19 protein-coding genes and 1 pseudogene are annotated in these 16,523 nt (G+C 60.3%); 14 read left to right on the plus strand and 6 right to left on the minus strand.

Features of this window, described 5'->3' with window-relative positions; all coding sequences use genetic code 11:
- The first annotated feature begins 59 nt into the window (after nt 1-59).
- From phaZ to ACYZUC_RS18280, 3 genes are all read left to right on the plus strand, one after another.
- Nucleotides 60-914 carry a poly(3-hydroxyalkanoate) depolymerase gene (gene phaZ / locus ACYZUC_RS18270; protein WP_008025220.1) on the plus strand — a complete coding sequence of 285 codons (855 nt, stop codon included), beginning with the start codon at nt 60-62 and terminating at the stop codon, nt 912-914.
- Nucleotides 915-1,028: 114 nt separating this feature from the next.
- Nucleotides 1,029-2,711, plus strand: a complete 1,683-nt coding sequence (gene phaC / locus ACYZUC_RS18275) for a class II poly(R)-hydroxyalkanoic acid synthase (protein ID WP_461989580.1) — start codon at nt 1,029-1,031, stop codon at nt 2,709-2,711.
- 165 nt (nt 2,712-2,876) lie between these two features.
- Nucleotides 2,877-3,497 carry a TetR/AcrR family transcriptional regulator gene (locus ACYZUC_RS18280; protein WP_461989581.1) on the plus strand — a complete coding sequence of 207 codons (621 nt, stop codon included), beginning with the start codon at nt 2,877-2,879 and terminating at the stop codon, nt 3,495-3,497.
- A gap of 172 nt (nt 3,498-3,669) precedes the next feature.
- On the opposite strand, the gene ACYZUC_RS18285 is transcribed toward ACYZUC_RS18280, so the two are convergent.
- From ACYZUC_RS18285 to ACYZUC_RS18295, 3 genes are all read right to left on the minus strand, one after another.
- A complete protein-coding gene (locus ACYZUC_RS18285) occupies nt 3,670-4,518 on the minus strand; it encodes a phasin family protein (RefSeq protein WP_461989582.1) in 849 nt (282 codons plus the stop codon).
- Between the two features lie 10 nt (nt 4,519-4,528).
- The gene (locus ACYZUC_RS18290; RefSeq protein WP_008025226.1) at nt 4,529-4,951 is read right to left on the minus strand and encodes a phasin family protein; all 423 of its coding nucleotides are present in this window, start codon (nt 4,949-4,951) and stop codon (nt 4,529-4,531) included.
- 251 nt (nt 4,952-5,202) lie between these two features.
- On the minus strand, nt 5,203-5,478 hold the full coding sequence (locus tag ACYZUC_RS18295; protein ID WP_461989583.1) for a polyhydroxyalkanoic acid system family protein: 276 nt from the start codon (nt 5,476-5,478) through the stop codon (nt 5,203-5,205).
- 155 nt (nt 5,479-5,633) lie between these two features.
- Here ACYZUC_RS18295 and ubiE point away from each other — a divergent pair, with 155 nt between their 5' ends.
- From ubiE to ACYZUC_RS18350, 11 genes and pseudogenes are all read left to right on the plus strand, one after another.
- Nucleotides 5,634-6,404 carry a bifunctional demethylmenaquinone methyltransferase/2-methoxy-6-polyprenyl-1,4-benzoquinol methylase UbiE gene (ubiE, locus tag ACYZUC_RS18300; RefSeq protein WP_007948968.1) on the plus strand — a complete coding sequence of 257 codons (771 nt, stop codon included), beginning with the start codon at nt 5,634-5,636 and terminating at the stop codon, nt 6,402-6,404.
- Nucleotides 6,404-7,027: a ubiquinone biosynthesis accessory factor UbiJ gene (locus ACYZUC_RS18305; RefSeq protein ID WP_008025228.1), complete on the plus strand. Its 624-nt coding sequence runs from the start codon at nt 6,404-6,406 to the stop codon at nt 7,025-7,027. The genes ubiE and ACYZUC_RS18305 overlap by 1 nt, the downstream gene beginning before the upstream one ends.
- A complete protein-coding gene (ubiB, locus tag ACYZUC_RS18310) occupies nt 7,024-8,628 on the plus strand; it encodes a ubiquinone biosynthesis regulatory protein kinase UbiB (RefSeq protein WP_461989584.1) in 1,605 nt (534 codons plus the stop codon). The genes ACYZUC_RS18305 and ubiB overlap by 4 nt, the downstream gene beginning before the upstream one ends.
- Before the next feature lie 80 nt (nt 8,629-8,708).
- Complete coding sequence (gene hisI / locus ACYZUC_RS18315; protein ID WP_007899278.1) at nt 8,709-9,110, plus strand: phosphoribosyl-AMP cyclohydrolase; 402 nt, start codon at nt 8,709-8,711, stop codon at nt 9,108-9,110.
- The gene (locus tag ACYZUC_RS18320) at nt 9,103-9,435 is read left to right on the plus strand and encodes a phosphoribosyl-ATP diphosphatase (protein WP_008025232.1); all 333 of its coding nucleotides are present in this window, start codon (nt 9,103-9,105) and stop codon (nt 9,433-9,435) included. Before hisI ends, ACYZUC_RS18320 begins: the two co-directional genes overlap by 8 nt.
- A gap of 25 nt (nt 9,436-9,460) precedes the next feature.
- A complete protein-coding gene (locus ACYZUC_RS18325; protein WP_008025233.1) occupies nt 9,461-9,733 on the plus strand; it encodes a twin-arginine translocase TatA/TatE family subunit in 273 nt (90 codons plus the stop codon).
- Between the two features lie 10 nt (nt 9,734-9,743).
- Nucleotides 9,744-10,202 (plus strand): Sec-independent protein translocase protein TatB, encoded by a 459-nt coding sequence (gene tatB, locus ACYZUC_RS18330; protein ID WP_461989585.1) that lies wholly within the window; start codon nt 9,744-9,746, stop codon nt 10,200-10,202.
- Nucleotides 10,199-10,993 carry a twin-arginine translocase subunit TatC gene (tatC, locus tag ACYZUC_RS18335; RefSeq protein WP_461989586.1) on the plus strand — a complete coding sequence of 265 codons (795 nt, stop codon included), beginning with the start codon at nt 10,199-10,201 and terminating at the stop codon, nt 10,991-10,993. Before tatB ends, tatC begins: the two co-directional genes overlap by 4 nt.
- Nucleotides 10,990-11,697 (plus strand): 16S rRNA (uracil(1498)-N(3))-methyltransferase, encoded by a 708-nt coding sequence (locus ACYZUC_RS18340; protein WP_223452997.1) that lies wholly within the window; start codon nt 10,990-10,992, stop codon nt 11,695-11,697. The genes tatC and ACYZUC_RS18340 overlap by 4 nt, the downstream gene beginning before the upstream one ends.
- Nucleotides 11,698-11,777: 80 nt before the next feature.
- A pseudogene (locus ACYZUC_RS18345) lies at nt 11,778-12,836 on the plus strand (methyl-accepting chemotaxis protein); the annotation flags it as partial.
- A gap of 144 nt (nt 12,837-12,980) precedes the next feature.
- Nucleotides 12,981-13,694 carry a methyl-accepting chemotaxis protein gene (locus ACYZUC_RS18350; protein WP_461996730.1) on the plus strand — a complete coding sequence of 238 codons (714 nt, stop codon included), beginning with the start codon at nt 12,981-12,983 and terminating at the stop codon, nt 13,692-13,694.
- A gap of 101 nt (nt 13,695-13,795) precedes the next feature.
- Here ACYZUC_RS18350 and ACYZUC_RS18355 read toward each other — a convergent pair whose 3' ends face one another.
- From ACYZUC_RS18355 to ACYZUC_RS18365, 3 genes are all read right to left on the minus strand, one after another.
- Nucleotides 13,796-14,530 carry an amino acid ABC transporter ATP-binding protein gene (locus ACYZUC_RS18355; RefSeq protein ID WP_008025241.1) on the minus strand — a complete coding sequence of 245 codons (735 nt, stop codon included), beginning with the start codon at nt 14,528-14,530 and terminating at the stop codon, nt 13,796-13,798.
- Entirely contained in the window at nt 14,523-15,482 is a 960-nt protein-coding gene (locus ACYZUC_RS18360; protein WP_008025242.1) for an amino acid ABC transporter permease, read from the minus strand. The genes ACYZUC_RS18355 and ACYZUC_RS18360 overlap by 8 nt, the downstream gene beginning before the upstream one ends.
- Nucleotides 15,483-15,642: 160 nt before the next feature.
- The gene (locus ACYZUC_RS18365) at nt 15,643-16,440 is read right to left on the minus strand and encodes a transporter substrate-binding domain-containing protein (protein WP_461989587.1); all 798 of its coding nucleotides are present in this window, start codon (nt 16,438-16,440) and stop codon (nt 15,643-15,645) included.
- Between the last annotated feature and the right edge of the window lie 83 nt (nt 16,441-16,523).

A 16,523-nucleotide genomic window follows, 5' to 3' on the forward strand; every position in this document is an offset into this window, starting at 1 on the left:
TCGCGAGCAAGCTTCGCTCCTACAGAGGACCGGGATAATTAACCCACAGGGCTTGAAGCATGCCGCAACCGTTCATTTTTCGTACCGTCGACCTGGATGGCCAAACCCTCCGCACGGCAGTACGCCCCGGCAAGCCTCACTTGACGCCCTTGCTGATTTTCAACGGCATCGGCGCCAACCTGGAGCTGGTGTTTCCGTTCGTCGCCGCATTGGACCCGGACCTCGAAGTCATCGCGTTCGACGTGCCCGGTGTCGGCGGTTCGTCGACGCCGAACCGTCCGTATCGTTTTCCGGGCCTGGCCAAACTCACAGCGCGCATGCTCGATTATCTCGATTACGGGCAAGTGAACGTGATCGGTGTGTCGTGGGGTGGCGCCCTCGCCCAACAGTTTGCATACGACTACCCCGAGCGCTGCAAGAAACTGGTGCTGGCAGCGACGGCGGCGGGCGCGGTGATGGTGCCGGGCAAACCGAAAGTGCTATGGATGATGGCCAGCCCACGGCGCTACATCCAGCCATCGCACGTGATCCGCATTGCGCCGATGATCTACGGCGGCTCGTTCCGTCGCGATCCGACACTGGCGGCCAGCCATGCGGCGAAGGTGCGCTCGGCGGGCAAGCTCGGTTATTACTGGCAGCTGTTCGCCGGGCTCGGCTGGACCAGCATTCACTGGTTGCACAAGATCCACCAGCCGACGCTGGTGCTGGCCGGCGACGATGACCCGCTGATCCCGCTGATCAACATGCGCTTGCTGGCCTGGCGGATTCCCAATGCCCAGTTGCACATCATCGATGACGGGCACCTGTTCCTGATCACCCGCGCCGAGGCCGTGGCGCCGATCATCATGAAGTTTCTCGAGGAAGAACGGCAGCGCGCCGTGATGCATCCGCATCCGGCGCCATCAGGCGGTTAACCGACTTATCGTCGGTCGGCAGGACGCCGCGCCGCGCAACAACCCGTTACAGCGTCTATGGTGTTCTGGTTCGGTGTGTTTGTATTTGGCCTGAAGACGAAGGAGTGTTGAGTCATGCGCGACAAGCCAGCGAGGGAATCTTTACCGACTCCCGCAGCGTTCATCAACGCACAGAGTGCGATTACCGGCCTGCGTGGTCGGGATCTGTTTTCGACCCTGCGCAGCGTTGCCGCCCATGGTTTGCGCAACCCCGTGCACAGCGCCCGCCATGCGTTGAAGCTGGGCGGTCAACTGGGGCGCGTGTTGCTGGGCGAAACCCTGCACCCGACCAACCCCAACGACAATCGCTTTGCCGACCCCGCATGGAGCCTCAACCCGTTATATCGCCGCAGTTTGCAGGCCTACCTGAGCTGGCAGAAACAGGTCAAAAGCTGGATCGACGAGAGCAACATGGACCCGGACGATCGCGCCCGCGCCCACTTCGCGTTCGCGTTGCTCAATGACGCGGTGTCACCGTCCAACACCCTGCTCAATCCGTTGGCGATCAAGGAAATCTTCAACTCCGGCGGCAACAGCCTGGTGCGTGGCATCAGTCACCTGGTCGATGATTTCCTGCACAACGACGGCCTGCCCAGGCAAGTGACCAAACAGGCCTTCGAGGTCGGCAAGACGGTCGCCACCACCACCGGCTCCGTGGTGTTTCGCAATGAGCTGCTGGAGCTGATCCAGTACAAGCCGATGAGCGAAAAGCAGTATTCCAAACCGCTGCTGGTGGTGCCGCCGCAGATCAACAAGTACTACATTTTTGACCTGAGCCCGAGCAACAGCTTCGTCCAGTTCGCCCTGAAAAACGGCCTGCAAACCTTCATGATCAGCTGGCGCAACCCCGATGTGCGCCATCGCGAATGGGGCCTTTCGACCTACGTCGAAGCCGTCGAGGAAGCGATGAATGTATGCCGGGCGATCACCGGCGCCCGGGAAGTCAATCTGATGGGTGCCTGCGCCGGCGGGCTGACCATTGCCGCGCTGCAAGGTCATTTGCAGGCGAAGCGGCAACTGCGCCGTGTATCCAGCGCAACCTATCTGGTGAGCCTGCTCGACAGCCAGATGGAGAGTCCCGCGACCCTGTTCGCCGACGAACAGACCCTGGAAGCGGCCAAGCGTCGGTCCTATCAGAAGGGCGTGCTGGACGGTCGCGACATGGCCAAGGTCTTCGCCTGGATGCGCCCCAACGATTTGATCTGGAGCTACTTCGTCAACAACTACCTGTTGGGCAAAGAGCCGCCGGCGTTCGACATCCTCTACTGGAACAACGACAACACACGCCTGCCGGCCGCCTTTCACGGCGACCTGCTGGACTTCTTCAAGCACAACCCGCTGAGTCATCCGGGGGGCCTGGAAGTGTGCGGCACGCCGATTGACTTGCAGAAAGTCACCGTCGACAGCTTCAGCGTGGCGGGCATCAACGACCACATCACGCCGTGGGATGCGGTGTATCGCTCGACGCTGCTCCTGGGGGGCGAGCGACGCTTCGTGCTGTCCAACAGCGGTCATGTGCAGAGCATCCTCAACCCGCCGTCCAACCCGAAAGCCAACTTCATCGAAAGCACAAAACTGAGCAGCGATCCGCGGGCCTGGTATTACGACGCCAAGCAAGTCGATGGCAGCTGGTGGACGCAATGGCTGAGCTGGATTCAGGAACGCTCGGGCGCGCAGAAAGAAACCCACATGGCCCTTGGCAACCAGAACTATCCACCGATGGAGGCCGCGCCCGGTACTTACGTGCGCGTACGCTGACACCCAACACACCACGGTCTTCCCCCTGTAGGAGCGAGCCTGCTCGCGAAAAACGTTTAGGCAACGCGTTCATCCAGGCAGCACGCGCTATCGTTAACGTCCATCGCGAGCAGGCTCGCTCCTACAGGGAGGAGGTTGGATTGGAATGATCATTAAGAAGACTGGATGAAAACCCGCGACCGGATCCTCGAATGTGCCCTGCAGTTGTTCAATCAGAAGGGCGAACCGAACGTCTCCACCATGGAAGTTGCCAACGAAATGGGCATCAGCCCGGGCAACCTCTACTACCACTTTCACGGCAAGGAACCGCTGATTCTCGGGTTGTTCGAGCGCTTCCAGGCAGAGCTTGCGCCGCTGCTCGATCCGCCGTCCGATGTGGAATTGGCACCGGAAGATTACTGGCTGTTCCTGCACCTGATCGTCGAGCGCCTGTCGCACTATCGGTTTCTCTTTCAGGACCTGTCGAACCTCGCCGGGCGCCTGCCGAAACTGGCCAAGGGGATACGCAACCTGCTCAATGCGCTGAAGCGCACACTGGCTTCATTGCTGGCGCGGTTGAAGGCTCGGGGGCAGTTGGTCAGCGACACGCAGGCGTTGGGGCAGTTGGTGGAACAGATCACCATGACGCTGCTGTTTTCGCTGGATTATCAGCGGATTCTGGATCGCGAGGGCGAAGTGAGGCTGGTGGTGTATCAGATCATGATGCTGGTGGCGCCGCATCTGCTGCCGCCAATCAAGGTGGCGACGGAGCAGTTGGCACTCCAATATCTTGAGGAACACGAATAGCTTTTTGTAGGAGCAAGCTTGCTCGCGATGCAGGCTCCTCGGTATTTCAGTTTCACCGCGTTGATGCCATCGCGAGCAAGCTTGCTCCTACAAGGGCGGCGGTGTTTGCAGGATCGTGCACAAACAAAAACGCCCGACCTTTGCAGGCCGGGCGTTTTTTTGAGCCCTGAAATCAGGACTGACTGGTTGGCGTCGATGGAGCTGGCGCGGCAGTCGGGGTTACAGCAGGGGTCGGCGCGGTAGCAGAGTTCGAGCTGCTCACCGGAGTCGACGGGGTTGCCGGTTTGGCGGCAGCCACTGCTGGTTTTGGAGCAGCAGCTTTCGGCGCTGCCGGTTTTTTCACTGCTGGTTTTTTCGCGGCGGCAGGTTTTGCCGCAGGCTTGGCTGCTGCAGTTTTGGCAGTCGGTTTAGCGGCGGCTTTGGCGGCAACCGGTTTTGCCGCTGGCTTGGCTACGGCAGGTTTTGCGGCGGCCGTTTTGGCAGCTGGCTTGGCCGCTGCTTTCGCGGCGGGTTTTGCAGCCGGTTTAGCGGCAGCTTTTACCAGTGGCTTGGCAGCGGTTTTAGCCGCTGGTTTGGCTGCTGCGGTTTTCGCCGCAACAGGCGCAACCTTGGCACCGGTGAGTTTTTCGATTTGCTTGGTCAGGGTATCGACCTTGCTGTGCAGCGCTTTCACTTCGTTACGGCTCGGGACACCCAGGCGCGAAATGGCGCTGTTCAGGCGCTTGTCGAAAGCCCCTTCCAGCTCATCCCACTTGCCCAGCGCACGATCTTTCACGCCAGTGATGCGCGATTTGGCAGAGGTAGCGGAGTCCTTGGCGGCATCGACTTTCTTGCCGACAGCGCTCTTGGTTAGCTTCTCGGCTTTCTCGCCGTCTTTGACCAATGTATCGAAGAGCTTGCTGCCGTCAGTGTCGATCTTCGAGTACACGCCTAAACCAGCAAGCCAGATTTTGCGGGAGTAGTCTTCGACTTTCCCGATCCACGAGCTGCCTTCTTTTTCGGTGTTCTTTTTACCAGCCATCCCGTTCTCCTTAAGATTTACGCGCGACGCGTTCGAGCAATGCCGTCAGCTCATCGAGCTTAGCAGAGAGTGCCTCAACGTCATGTTTAGACGGAATGCCAATACGATTCAAGGTACTTGCGACACGCGAGTCAAAAGCCTTCTCGACCTTGTCGAGTTGAACTTCGACCTTGCCTTTGAAAGTGCTTACTTCGCTCTTGGCTTCATCGATCTCGGCGTTAGCTGCTTCAAGTTTCTCGGCAACTACCTTTTTGCCTTTCTTTTCAACAGTTTGACCAGCCTTGATCAACTCTTGAAAGTAATCGCTGCCCTCTTGGCCGACCTTGGCGTAGGCACCCAGGCCTGCCAGCCAGATCTTGCGGGCATAGGATTTGACGTCGCTCAGAGCGGTTGTCGAAGCGTCGATTTTTTTCTTCAAAATAACTTTGGCCATGGTGCACCTCACGCGCAGAAGGTTTGAGGAACTGCCCGCGAAAGTGTCGGGCTCATGCACAAAGTAGGGAGAAAAATTAGAAACGGCACCCTAACAACTGACATAAAACCTCGGGCGCACCACAACAAAAAACTGTGGGAGCGAGCCTGCTCGCGATAGCGGTACATCATCCGACTTCGATGTCGACTGACACTCCGTCTTCGCGAGCAGGCTCGCTCCCACAGGGAATGCACTCACAAATTCAGTGCGAATCAGGACAACGCTTTATCGAGGGCCTTTTCGATTTCCGATTTGATCATGCCACTCATGGCCGACATCATCAGGCCAAGTTCTACATCGACCTTGATCGAATCCTCTCCCACATGCACCGCGCCTTTCACCCCGGAACGCTTGAGGTTCAGGGTGTCGCCGGACCACTGCGGCTCCAGACCATATTGATCGGACAGTTTCTGCGCCAACTGGTCGGCCTTCTCGCGGGCCGCTTCCTTGCCCAGGCCGTGGGCACGTTCAACACTAATACGGGCCATCGAATGACTCCTGCTTTATGAATACTTTCCTGAAGCATCTTGACCGCGCCTGCGGCAAAACGTCCCGGCGGTTCTACATCTTACCTTCAGCCTTGCCAAGACAAAGCAGGCCACCGGGATTAGAATGTCCCGCATTCTCTTCTGGTGACAGCGATATGACTGATCAGCGCAAAGGCAGCGATGCCGAACCCACCACGCACTTCGGTTTCAAAAACGTTCCGGAAAGCCAAAAAGCGGAAAAAGTCGCTGAGGTTTTCCACTCGGTAGCCGCCAAGTACGACTTGATGAACGACCTCCTGTCGGGCGGCATGCACCGTTTGTGGAAGCGTTTTGCGATCGAGCTGTCGGGCGTTCGCACCGGCAACCGCGTGCTGGACATTGCCGGCGGCACCGGCGACCTGACCAAAAAATTCTCGCACCTCGTGGGCCCGACCGGCCAGGTGGTGTTGGCCGACATCAACGAATCCATGCTCAAGGTCGGTCGTGACCGCCTGCTGGACCTGGGTGTGGCCGGCAACGTCGAATTCGTTCAGGCCGACGCTGAAAAGCTGCCGTTCCCGGACAACCATTTCGACTGCGTGACCATCGCTTTCGGCCTGCGCAACGTGACGCATAAAGAAGACGCACTGCGCTCGATGCTGCGCGTACTCAAGCCGGGCGGCCGTTTGCTGGTGCTGGAATTCTCCAAGCCGACCAACGCGCTGATGTCCAAAGCCTATGACGCCTACTCGTTCGCCTTCATGCCGTTGATGGGCAAGCTGATCACCAACGACTCGGAAAGCTATCGCTACCTGGCCGAATCGATCCGCATGCACCCGAACCAGGAAACCCTAAAGTCGATGATGGTCGAGGCCGGTTTCGACCGCGTGACCTACCACAACATGACCGCAGGCATCGTGGCCCTGCACCGTGGCATCAAACCCTGATGTTGCTGGCCGGTCTGCTCGCCAGCATTGAACTCGGCCTGAACCGGGTGCTGCGTCTCGACAGCACGGCGCTGCCGCGGCTGGCGCATTTGAGCGGCCGGGTGATTGCCGTCGATTGCCGCAGCCCGGCACTGCAACTGTTCATCCTGCCCAGCGACGAAGGCTTGATGTTGGCGACCCACTGGGAAACCGGCGCCGACTGCACCTTGCGTGCACCGGCTTCCAGCCTGTTGAAACTGGCGATGAGCAAGGACAAGACCTCCGTTTTGCATGCCCCTGAAGTCGAACTCGACGGCGACAGCGGCGTGCTGCTGGAACTGGCCGCGATCCTCCAGGACCTGGAGCTGGACTGGGAATACGAACTTTCGCGCTGGCTGGGACCCGTGGCCACGCAACTGGTCGGCGGTCACCTGCGCAGTCGCGCACGCTGGTATCAGCAAGGATTTGCCAGCCTGGGCCAGAACCTGGGCGAATACCTGGCCGAAGAATCGCGCACCCTCGTCGGTCAGCGCGAAGCCGAAGCCCGATTCAGTGAACTGGACCAGATCAAACTCGATCTGGAACGTCTCGAGGCGCGTTTCGAGCGCCTTTCCCGATCCCTCGACCCAAGCGATAACGCATGAAGCTGCTTGCCGTCCGCCGTTTGTTGCGCATCCAGCGCGTTGTGATTCGCTACCGCCTCGATGACCTGCTGTTCGCCCTGCCGCTGCCGTGGTTTCTGCTGGCGCTGCGCTACGCGTTGCCGTGGCGCTGGTTCCCGCGCAAGCCGCTGGACCTGAGCCGTGGCGCGCGATTGCGCCTGGCGCTGCAGGACCTCGGACCGATTTTCATCAAGTTCGGGCAGATCCTGTCCACCCGCCGCGACCTGTTGCCGGAAGACATCGCCGATGAGCTGATGAAGCTGCAGGACCGCGTGCCGCCGTTCGATTCGCAAGTGTCGGTCAAGTTGATCGAAGAACAGCTCGGCAAAAAGATCAGTGAAGTATTCAGCCGTTTCGACGTCGAACCGCTGGCCTCGGCTTCGGTGGCGCAGGTGCATGCCGCACAGTTGAAAACCGGTGAAGAAGTCGTTGTCAAAGTTATCCGCCCCGGACTGAAACCGATCATCGCGCAAGACCTGGCGTGGTTGTTCATCCTCGCCCGCGCCGCGGAAAAACTCTCTGCCGACGCGCGTCTGCTGCACCCGGTGGACGTGGTCAGCGACTACGAAAAAACCATCTACGACGAACTCGACCTGTTGCGCGAGGCGGCCAACGCCAGCCAGTTGAAGCGTAACTTCGACGGTTCGCCGCTGCTGTACGTGCCACAAGTCTATTGGGACTGGTGCCGGCCGAAAGTGCTGGTGATGGAGCGCATCTACGGCATTCAGGTCACCGACCTCGCAACCCTGGCCGACCAGCGCACCGACATGAAAATGCTCGCCGAGCGCGGCGTCGAGATCTTTTTCACCCAGGTGTTCCGCGACAGTTTCTTCCACGCCGACATGCACCCGGGCAACATCTTCGTCAGCACCGTCAACCCGTGGAGCCCGCAGTACATTGCGATCGACTGCGGCATCGTCGGCAGCCTGACCCCGGAAGACCAGGATTACCTGGCGCGCAACCTGTTCGCGTTCTTCAAACGCGATTACCGGCGTGTGGCGCAACTGCACATCGATTCGGGTTGGGTGCCGGCGGAAACCAAACTCAACGAATTCGAAGCGGCGATCCGTACCGTTTGCGAGCCTATCTTCGAAAAACCGTTAAAAGATATTTCCTTCGGTCAGGTGCTGATGCGCCTGTTCCAGACCGCTCGACGCTTCAACATGGAAGTGCAGCCACAACTCGTTTTGCTGCAAAAAACCCTGTTGAACATCGAAGGCCTGGGCCGTCAGCTGTACCCGGACCTCGATCTGTGGAACACCGCCCAGCCGTTCCTCGAACGCTGGATGCGCGAGCGCGTCAGCCCCAAAGCCTTGCTCGGCAACGTGCAGAGCCAGTTCGAACAACTGCCGCACCTGGCCAACATGGCGCGCGATCTGCTCGAACGCATGTCGCATCCCCACGCTTACGACCAGCCGCCACCGTGGCATCGACGCCGGGACGACTGGTTTCTGCGCCTGCTCGGTACCGCGCACCTGGCCGGCGGCGCAATACTGGCCATGGCCGGGCCGTTGAACGAACTGGCCTACTGGCCGGCGGGAATCATGATGGCGGTCGGTTTGTATCTGGTCGTTCGCCGATAGCCAGTTGTGTGATCCACTGGCACACTGTTTCAACGTTGGACTCTGCTCATGAAGTGCGGAGCCCGCTGTCGGAGTCGAAGATGAAAAACTGGCTGGACGAGATCAAGTGGGACGCCGACGGCCTGGTGCCGGCAATCGCCCAGGATCACAAGACCGGGCGCGTCCTGATGATGGCCTGGATGAACCGCGAAGCGCTGGAACTGACCGCTGCCGAAAACCGCGCCATTTACTGGTCACGTTCCCGTGGCAAGTTGTGGCGCAAAGGCGAAGAGTCCGGCCACGTGCAGACGCTGCATGAGATGCGCCTGGACTGTGACGCCGACGTGATCATCCTGATGGTCGAGCAGATCGGCGACATCGCCTGCCATACCGGTCGGCAGAGCTGCTTCTATCGCGTCTTCGAGAACGGCGACTGGAAAACCGTCGACCCGGTTCTCAAAGATCCGCACGCCATCTATTCCGCAGGACACACACATGAGTGACACTCTGACCCGACTGGCCGAGGTACTGGAAGCGCGCAAAGGCGCCGCCGCCGACAGCTCGTACGTCGCCAGCCTGTACCACAAGGGCTTGAACAAGATTCTGGAAAAAGTCGGCGAAGAGTCGGTCGAAACCATCATTGCCGCCAAGGATGCCGCCATCAGCGGCGACTGCAGCGATGTGATCTACGAGACCGCCGATTTGTGGTTCCACAGCATGGTCATGCTCGCCCAACTGGGGCAGCATCCACAGGCTGTACTCGATGAACTGGACCGTCGTTTCGGTCTGTCCGGACACGCAGAGAAAGCCTCGCGCCCGTCCGCCTGAACAACTATTAGAGAGGAGCAGCAACATGGGCATTTTTGACTGGAAACACTGGATCGTCATCCTGGTTGTTGTCGTGCTGGTGTTCGGCACCAAGAAACTGAAAAACCTCGGCACTGACGTCGGCGAATCGATCAAGGGCTTCAAGAAAGCCATGAACGACGACGAAAAACCGGCCGATCCGGCAGCGGCACAACCGGTTCCACCTGTTCAGCCACAGACCACGCAGTCCGTGAACCAGCCGCACACCATCGACGTGCAGGCGCAAAAAGTCGAAGAGCCGATCCGCAAAGACGTGTGAGCACTGACTAATGTTTGGTATCAGCTTCTCTGAACTGCTGCTCGTCGGCCTCGTGGCCCTGCTGGTGCTGGGCCCCGAGCGTCTGCCGGGTGCTGCGCGCACCGCCGGCCTGTGGGTCGGTCGCCTGAAGCGCAGCTTCAATGCGATCAAACAGGAAGTTGAGCGTGAAATCGGTGCCGACGAGATTCGTCGGCAACTGCACAACGAGCACATTCTGTCGCTGGAACAGGAGGCGCGGAAGATTTTCACGCCGACCCAGCAGGAAGCCACTCCGGTTCAGCCGGTGGCGGAGCAGACGATCCCTGCATCGACGACAGAATCCGCGCCTGCTGCGCCGACGGAAACCGTGAAAGCGGTGGAAACGGTTGAAGCGGCGCCGGTCGTGGCGCACGTAGAACCCGTTGCTCCTGCCGCCGCGCCGACAACGCCGGCTCCTCACGACACCACTTTGCCGCCGCGAGCCTCATGAGCGATCTCCCAGAAAACGACCAGCACATGCCGCTGGTTTCGCACCTCACCGAGTTGCGTACCCGTCTGCTGCGCTGCGTAGCGGCGATCTTCATCATCTTCGCCGGGTTGTTTGCGTTTACCCAGCAGATCTACACCTTCGTCTCCACGCCGCTGCGCCAGTATCTGCCTGTGGGCGCGACGATGATCGCCACCGACGTGTCGTCGCCTTTCCTGACGCCACTGAAGCTGACCATGATGGTGTCGCTGTTCCTGGCGATCCCGGTGATCCTGCATCAGATCTGGGGCTTCATTGCGCCGGGCCTGTACAAGCATGAAAAACGCATCGCGGTGCCGTTGCTGGTATCGAGCATCATGCTGTTCTACGCCGGCATGGCATTCGCCTATTACCTGGTATTCCCGCTGATCTTCAAATTCTTCGCCGCCGCCACCCCGGCCGGCGTGGAAATGATGACCGATATCAGCAGCTACCTCGACTTCGTCATGACGCTGTTCTTCGCCTTCGGCGTGGCGTTCGAGATTCCGGTGGCCGTGGTGCTGCTGGTGTGGATCGGCGTGGTCGACGTCAAATACCTGAAGAAAATCCGTCCGTACGTGGTCATCGGCTGCTTCGTGGTCGGCATGATCCTGACGCCGCCGGACATCTTCTCGCAGACGCTGCTGGCCGTACCGATGTGGCTGCTGTTTGAAATCGGCATCCTGTTCGGCGGCCTGATCAGCAAGCGCGGCGACCATCCGGACGACCAACCGGTTGACGATCACAACGACCAGCCGCCAGCGACCCAAGCGTGAACCTGCTGCTCCTCGAAGAGGCCGATTTTATTGCGGCCGACCGGGTGATCCTGCGTGATCGCCGGTTGACGCACATGCAGGAAGTCCACCGCTGTGAAGTGGGTGACAGCATGCGCGTCGGGCGTATCGGCGGCCTGATGGGTTCGGCCGAAGTGCTGCGCCTGGACGCCGATGAAGCCGAACTGCGCGTCACCCTCGACCAACCGCCACCGGCCAAGCTGCCGCTGACCCTGGTGCTGGCCCTGCCACGCCCCAAAATGCTGCGTCGGGTGTTTCAGACCGTGGCGGCCATGGGTGTGCCGCGGATCGTGCTGGTGAACAGCTATCGCGTCGAGAAGAGCTTCTGGCAGACCCCGTTCCTGGAACCGGAAGCGATTCGCGAGCAACTGATCCTCGGCCTCGAACAGGCTCGTGACAGCGTGTTGCCTGAAATTGTCATCGAGAAGCGCTTCAAGCCGTTTGTCGAAGATCGACTGCCAGCGATTGCCGAAGGCACCCTCGGCCTGGTCGGCCATCCGGGCAATTACCCGCCCTGCCCCCGTGGCCTCGACGAGCCGGTCACGTTGGCCATCGGCCCGGAAGGCGGCTGGATTCCCTACGAAATCGACCTGCTGGCCAAGTCTGGCCTGCAACCGGTGCAGCTCGGCGAGCGTATCCTGCGCGTCGAGACCGCCGTCACCGCGCTGCTCGCCCGCCTCTTCTAGCCATTACGCTCCTACAGAATCCTGCCCGCCTGCCGATACAGTTCCCATAAAACCAACTTGTGGTCCGTGGGAGTTGCAGCATGTACCGATGGCTAGCCGAGAAACTGGGGAACGTCAGCGTCAATCGCAAACTGGGTGTCGGCTTCGGTCTGGTGCTGCTGCTGACATTGTTGATCACCGTCACGGGCTGGACCGGCCTGAGTGACGTGGTGAATCGCGGCGACAAGCTCGGGTTCATTGCCAGCCTCAATGAACTGACCAAAGACCTGCGCCTGGCCCGCCTGGACTACGAAATGCGCCGTGGCGAACAAGGCCCGGGCGCCGTCAACGACCTGCTCGGCCAACTCGACACCGGGTTGAAAACCGCCCGCACACTGATCGAGCAACCTGCCGACGCGGCCATGGTCGATCAGCAACTGGCCGCGGTCAGCGAGTACAAACAAGCCTTCGCCGCCATGACCCAGGCCGGCGCCAACCGCGAAGATGCTCGCAGCAAACTCGGCGCCACGGCCGATAACGCCGTGTTACGCGTGGGTGAAGTCGAGAAATCCATGCTGCAAGGCGACAGCGTCGCCGATTTCAACAGCGTTATCGACCTGAGCAAGCTGATCCAGCAAGCTCGCTTCCAGGTGCGCGGCTATACCTACAGCGGCAAGACCGAAGCCGAACAACCAGCGCTGGACGCCATCGACAATGCGTTGAAAAACCTCGAAAGCCTGCCGTCCAGATTGCCGCAACAGCACATCGCCAACCTGCAACAAGCCAGCGATTCACTCAAAGCCTACCGCGCCGCCGTCAGCCAGTTCCGTGACTCTCAGGTCGCCAGCGCCGCCGCGTTGAAACGCATGGCCGCTCAAGGCGACATCCTGTTCGACGTCAGCAAAAAGCTCACTGCCTCGCAAACCGTCATCCGTGACACTGACGCCGCGCACGCCAAGAACATGCTGTTGCTGGCCACCGCCCTGGCGTTGGTCTTCGGCCTGTTCGCGGCATGGGCTATCACCCGGCAGATCGTCGTTCCACTGGGCCAGACGCTGAAAGTGGCCGAGCGCATCGCCGCCGGTGACCTGACTCAGAACCTCGTTTCCGAGCGTCAGGACGAACTCGGTCAGCTCCAGCGGGCGATACAGAGCATGACCCTGGGCCTGCGCGAATTGATCGGCGGCATCAGCGACGGCGTCACGCAAATCGCCAGCGCTGCTGAAGAGTTGTCCGCAGTCACCGAGCAGACCAGCGCCGGCGTCAACAGCCAGAAGGTCGAGACCGACCAGGTGGCGACCGCGATGAACGAAATGACCGCCACCGTGCAGGAAGTCGCACGTAACGCCGAAGAAGCCTCCGAAGCCGCGCTCGCCGCCGATCAGCAGGCCCGCGAAGGCGACAAGGTGGTCGGCGAAGCCATCGCTCAAATCGAACGCCTGGCCAAGGAAGTCGGCAACTCCACTGAAGCCATGGGGCATCTCAAACGCGAAAGCGACAAGATCGGCAGTGTGCTCGACGTGATCAAATCCGTGGCTCAGCAAACCAACCTGCTGGCGCTCAACGCGGCCATTGAAGCCGCTCGCGCCGGTGAAGCCGGACGTGGTTTTGCGGTGGTCGCCGACGAAGTCCGCAGCCTGGCGCAGCGCACCCAGAAGTCCACCGAAGAAATCGAAGAGTTGATCGTCGGCCTGCAGAGCGGCACCCAGCAAGTCGCGACCATCATGGACAACAGCCGCACCCTGACCGACAGCAGCGTCGAACTGACCCGCCGCGCCGGTGGCTCGCTGGAAAGCATCACTCGCACCGTGTCGGCGATTCAGTCGATGAACCAGCAGATTGCCGCCGCTGCCGAACAGCAAAGCGCGGTGGCGGAAGAGATCAACCGCAGCGTACTGAACGTGCGCGATGTGTCCGAGCAGACCTCGGCAGCCAGTGAAGAAACCGCGGCGTCCAGCGTCGAGCTGGCGCGGCTGGGGACGCATTTGCAGATGCTGGTGGGCAAGTTCAAGGTTTAAAACCGAGTCGCCCCCCTTCGCGGGCAAGTCGGGTCGCCGCATCGCTCGCTCCTACAGTTAATCGCAGATCCCTGTAGGAGCGAGGCTTGCCCGCGAAGGCGTCAGAGGACCTGACGAAGGAAAGCCTGCGCCCGCGGATCCTTCGGCGCATCGAAGAACTCCGCCGGCGAGGCGTCTTCCAGCAATTTGCCGTGATCGAAAAACAGCACCCGATCCGCCACTTCCCGCGCAAAGCCCATTTCGTGGGTGACACAGACCATGGTCATGCCTTCCACGGCCAGGGTTTTCATCACATCCAGCACTTCACCGACCATTTCCGGATCGAGCGCCGAGGTCGGCTCATCGAACAACATGACCTTCGGCTCCATGGCCAGCGCCCGTGCAATCGCCACGCGCTGCTGCTGACCGCCGGACAGGCGTGACGGAAACTCGTTGGCCTTCTGCGCAATGCCAACCTTTTCCAGCAACGCCAAGGCCTTGGCTTCACGCTCTTTCTTGCCGCGCTTGCGCACGACTTTCTGGGCGAGGCAGAGGTTTTCCAGCACGGTCATGTGCGGGAACAGGTTGAAATGCTGGAACACCATGCCGACTTCGCGGCGGTAGGCATTCACGTCGGTTTTCGGATCGGCCAGTTGCAGGCCGTCGATGCTCACCGAGCCCGAATCGAACTCTTCCAGGCCATTGAGGCAGCGCAGGAAGGTCGATTTGCCGGAGCCGGACGGACCGATCACCACCAATACTTCGCCCTTCGCCACTTGGGTGGAGACGTTATCCACCGCACGCACCACGTGGCCACGGGTGTCGAAGACTTTTACCAGATCGCGGACTTCAATCACTTTGCGCGAGCCTCCGCTCAAGCCGGCTGGCAATTTTCGACAGCGGCAGGTTGATCAACAAATACAGGCCAGCCACGCAGAACAGGATTTCGAATGGCGAAAACGAGGTGGTGATGACTTCGCGGCCGCTTTTCAACAGCTCGGTAATCGCAATCACCGACACCAGCGAGGTGTCTTTGACCAGGCTGATGAACTGCCCGGCAAGCGGCGGCAGCACGCGTTTGAACGCTTGCGGCAGCACCACGTGGCGCATCGACTGACCCGCGCTCAAACCCAGGGAGCGCGCGGCTTCGTTCTGGCCACGGGCGATGGATTGCACGCCGGAGCGGATGATTTCCGCCACGTAGGCGCCGGTGAACAGCGACAGTGCGGCGATCCCGGCGAACTCCCGGGACAGGTTCATCACGGTGCCGATGAAGAAGTAGAAAATGAAAATCTGCACCAGCAGCGGCGTACCGCGCACCAGTTCGACGTAAATCGTCGAGAGATCGCGCAGAGTCGGATTGTTCGAGAGACGGCACAAGCCCGTGGCGAGGCCGATCAGCAGACCGAGCACGCCAGACACCACGGACAACCACAGGGTGGTCCAGAGCCCCCACATCAGCGGTCCGGCAGCCCAATGGCGAGTCACGCCGATCACGTCGCCTTCGGCCACATCATCGCCTTGGGCGACTTGCAGGCTGTTGTCGTCGACGGTCACGCGTTGCTCGTCACCCGCGTCGTTGCGCAAGGTAACTTCAGCCTTGTCGCCTTTGCGCACCAGTTCGCTGACGGTGGAGATGTCGGCAGCGCGCTGGGATTCTTCGGCGTGGTAGGCGAAGTACTGCGGCACGCGGTTCCAGCGCCATTCGTAGGACATCAGCGAGGTGGCGTAGTACAACGCGCCGGCCAGGCCGATCAGCACCAGCACGGTCAACACGTGCCAGGGCCATTGGGCTTTTTTCTGTTTCATTGCAGGTTCCGGATTCTGTGTCGCCAGGGAGGCCGCCTTCGCGGGCAAGCCTCGCTCCTACAAGGGATCGTGTTTGCGCGGGATTGGGATAACCCCAATCCCGCCTGTAGGAGCGAGGCTTGCCCGCGAATGGGAGCGACGCGGTCTATCTGACCGGGCCTTATTCCATATCCTTGAGCCAAGCGGTGTCTTTGAACCACTTGTCATGGATGCGATCGTAGGTGCCGTCTTCGTGGATCTGGTGCAGGAAGTTGTTGATGAAGTTGATGCTGTCGTAGTCACCCTTCTTCAGACCAAAGGCCAGCGGCTCGTAGGTGAACGGCTTGTCGAGGAACACCAGTTTGCCATTGCCGACCTTGCTCACCGCCACGACGTTGTACGGGGCGTCGTAGATGAAGGCGTCGGCCTTGCCGTTGACCACGTCGAGCACTGCTTCCTGCTCGTTGTCGTAGCCGTGGTACTTGGCTTTGGAGATCAGCTTCTTGGCGACCATCTCGCCGGTGGTGCCGAGCTTGGAGGTGATGCGGTAGTCGGCGGTGTTCAGGTCTTTGTAGGACTTGATGGTGCCTTCCAGCTCTTTGCGAATCAGCAGCGTCTGGCCGACCACGATGAACGGTTCGCTGAAGTTCAGGCGCAGGTTGCGTTCCTGAGTCAGGGTCATGCCGCTGCCGATCATGTCGAACTTGTCAGTGAGCAGGGCCGGGATAATGCCGTCGTAGCCAGTGGACACCAGCTCCAGCTTGACGCCCATGGCCTTGGTCATGGCTTTGAGGATGTCGACTTCGAAGCCGATGATCTCGCCGCGCTTGTTGGTCATTTCGAACGGCATGTAGGTCGGGTCCATGCCGACTTTCAGCGTGCCGCGCTTGACCGCGTCATCGATGGCACCGGCCTGCGCCGCGCTGACTGCAACCAATGCCGTGACGCCGACCAGCAGCATCGAGAGATACTTCTTCATCTTCATGTCCCCAAACCCAGTGCGTTATGAGGCGCGCAAACGGCGGCTCCCCTCAGGAAACGCATCGATACGGACAAAAATTA

Source organism: Pseudomonas sp. GT1P32 (assembly GCF_054897805.1).

Bases quoted from the DNA above. Each gene is read 5' to 3' on its own strand.
- ACYZUC_RS18280 (WP_461989581.1), top strand. From the start codon at position 2,877: ATGAAAACCCGCGACCGGATCCTCGAATGTGCCCTGCAGTTGTTCAAT.
- ACYZUC_RS18325 (WP_008025233.1), top strand. From the start codon at position 9,461: ATGGGCATTTTTGACTGGAAACACTGGATCGTCATCCTGGTTGTTGTC.
- ACYZUC_RS18290 (WP_008025226.1), bottom strand. From the start codon at position 4,951: ATGGCCAAAGTTATTTTGAAGAAAAAAATCGACGCTTCGACAACCGCT.
- ACYZUC_RS18285 (WP_461989582.1), bottom strand. From the start codon at position 4,518: ATGGCTGGTAAAAAGAACACCGAAAAAGAAGGCAGCTCGTGGATCGGG.
- ubiE (WP_007948968.1), top strand. From the start codon at position 5,634: ATGACTGATCAGCGCAAAGGCAGCGATGCCGAACCCACCACGCACTTC.
- hisI (WP_007899278.1), top strand. From the start codon at position 8,709: ATGAAAAACTGGCTGGACGAGATCAAGTGGGACGCCGACGGCCTGGTG.
- ACYZUC_RS18350 (WP_461996730.1), top strand. From the start codon at position 12,981: ATGAACGAAATGACCGCCACCGTGCAGGAAGTCGCACGTAACGCCGAA.
- ACYZUC_RS18365 (WP_461989587.1), bottom strand. From the start codon at position 16,440: ATGAAGAAGTATCTCTCGATGCTGCTGGTCGGCGTCACGGCATTGGTT.
- phaC (WP_461989580.1), top strand. From the start codon at position 1,029: ATGCGCGACAAGCCAGCGAGGGAATCTTTACCGACTCCCGCAGCGTTC.
- ACYZUC_RS18305 (WP_008025228.1), top strand. From the start codon at position 6,404: ATGTTGCTGGCCGGTCTGCTCGCCAGCATTGAACTCGGCCTGAACCGG.
- ubiB (WP_461989584.1), top strand. From the start codon at position 7,024: ATGAAGCTGCTTGCCGTCCGCCGTTTGTTGCGCATCCAGCGCGTTGTG.
- tatC (WP_461989586.1), top strand. From the start codon at position 10,199: ATGAGCGATCTCCCAGAAAACGACCAGCACATGCCGCTGGTTTCGCAC.
- ACYZUC_RS18360 (WP_008025242.1), bottom strand. From the start codon at position 15,482: ATGAAACAGAAAAAAGCCCAATGGCCCTGGCACGTGTTGACCGTGCTG.
- ACYZUC_RS18320 (WP_008025232.1), top strand. From the start codon at position 9,103: ATGAGTGACACTCTGACCCGACTGGCCGAGGTACTGGAAGCGCGCAAA.
- tatB (WP_461989585.1), top strand. From the start codon at position 9,744: ATGTTTGGTATCAGCTTCTCTGAACTGCTGCTCGTCGGCCTCGTGGCC.
- ACYZUC_RS18295 (WP_461989583.1), bottom strand. From the start codon at position 5,478: ATGGCCCGTATTAGTGTTGAACGTGCCCACGGCCTGGGCAAGGAAGCG.
- phaZ (WP_008025220.1), top strand. From the start codon at position 60: ATGCCGCAACCGTTCATTTTTCGTACCGTCGACCTGGATGGCCAAACC.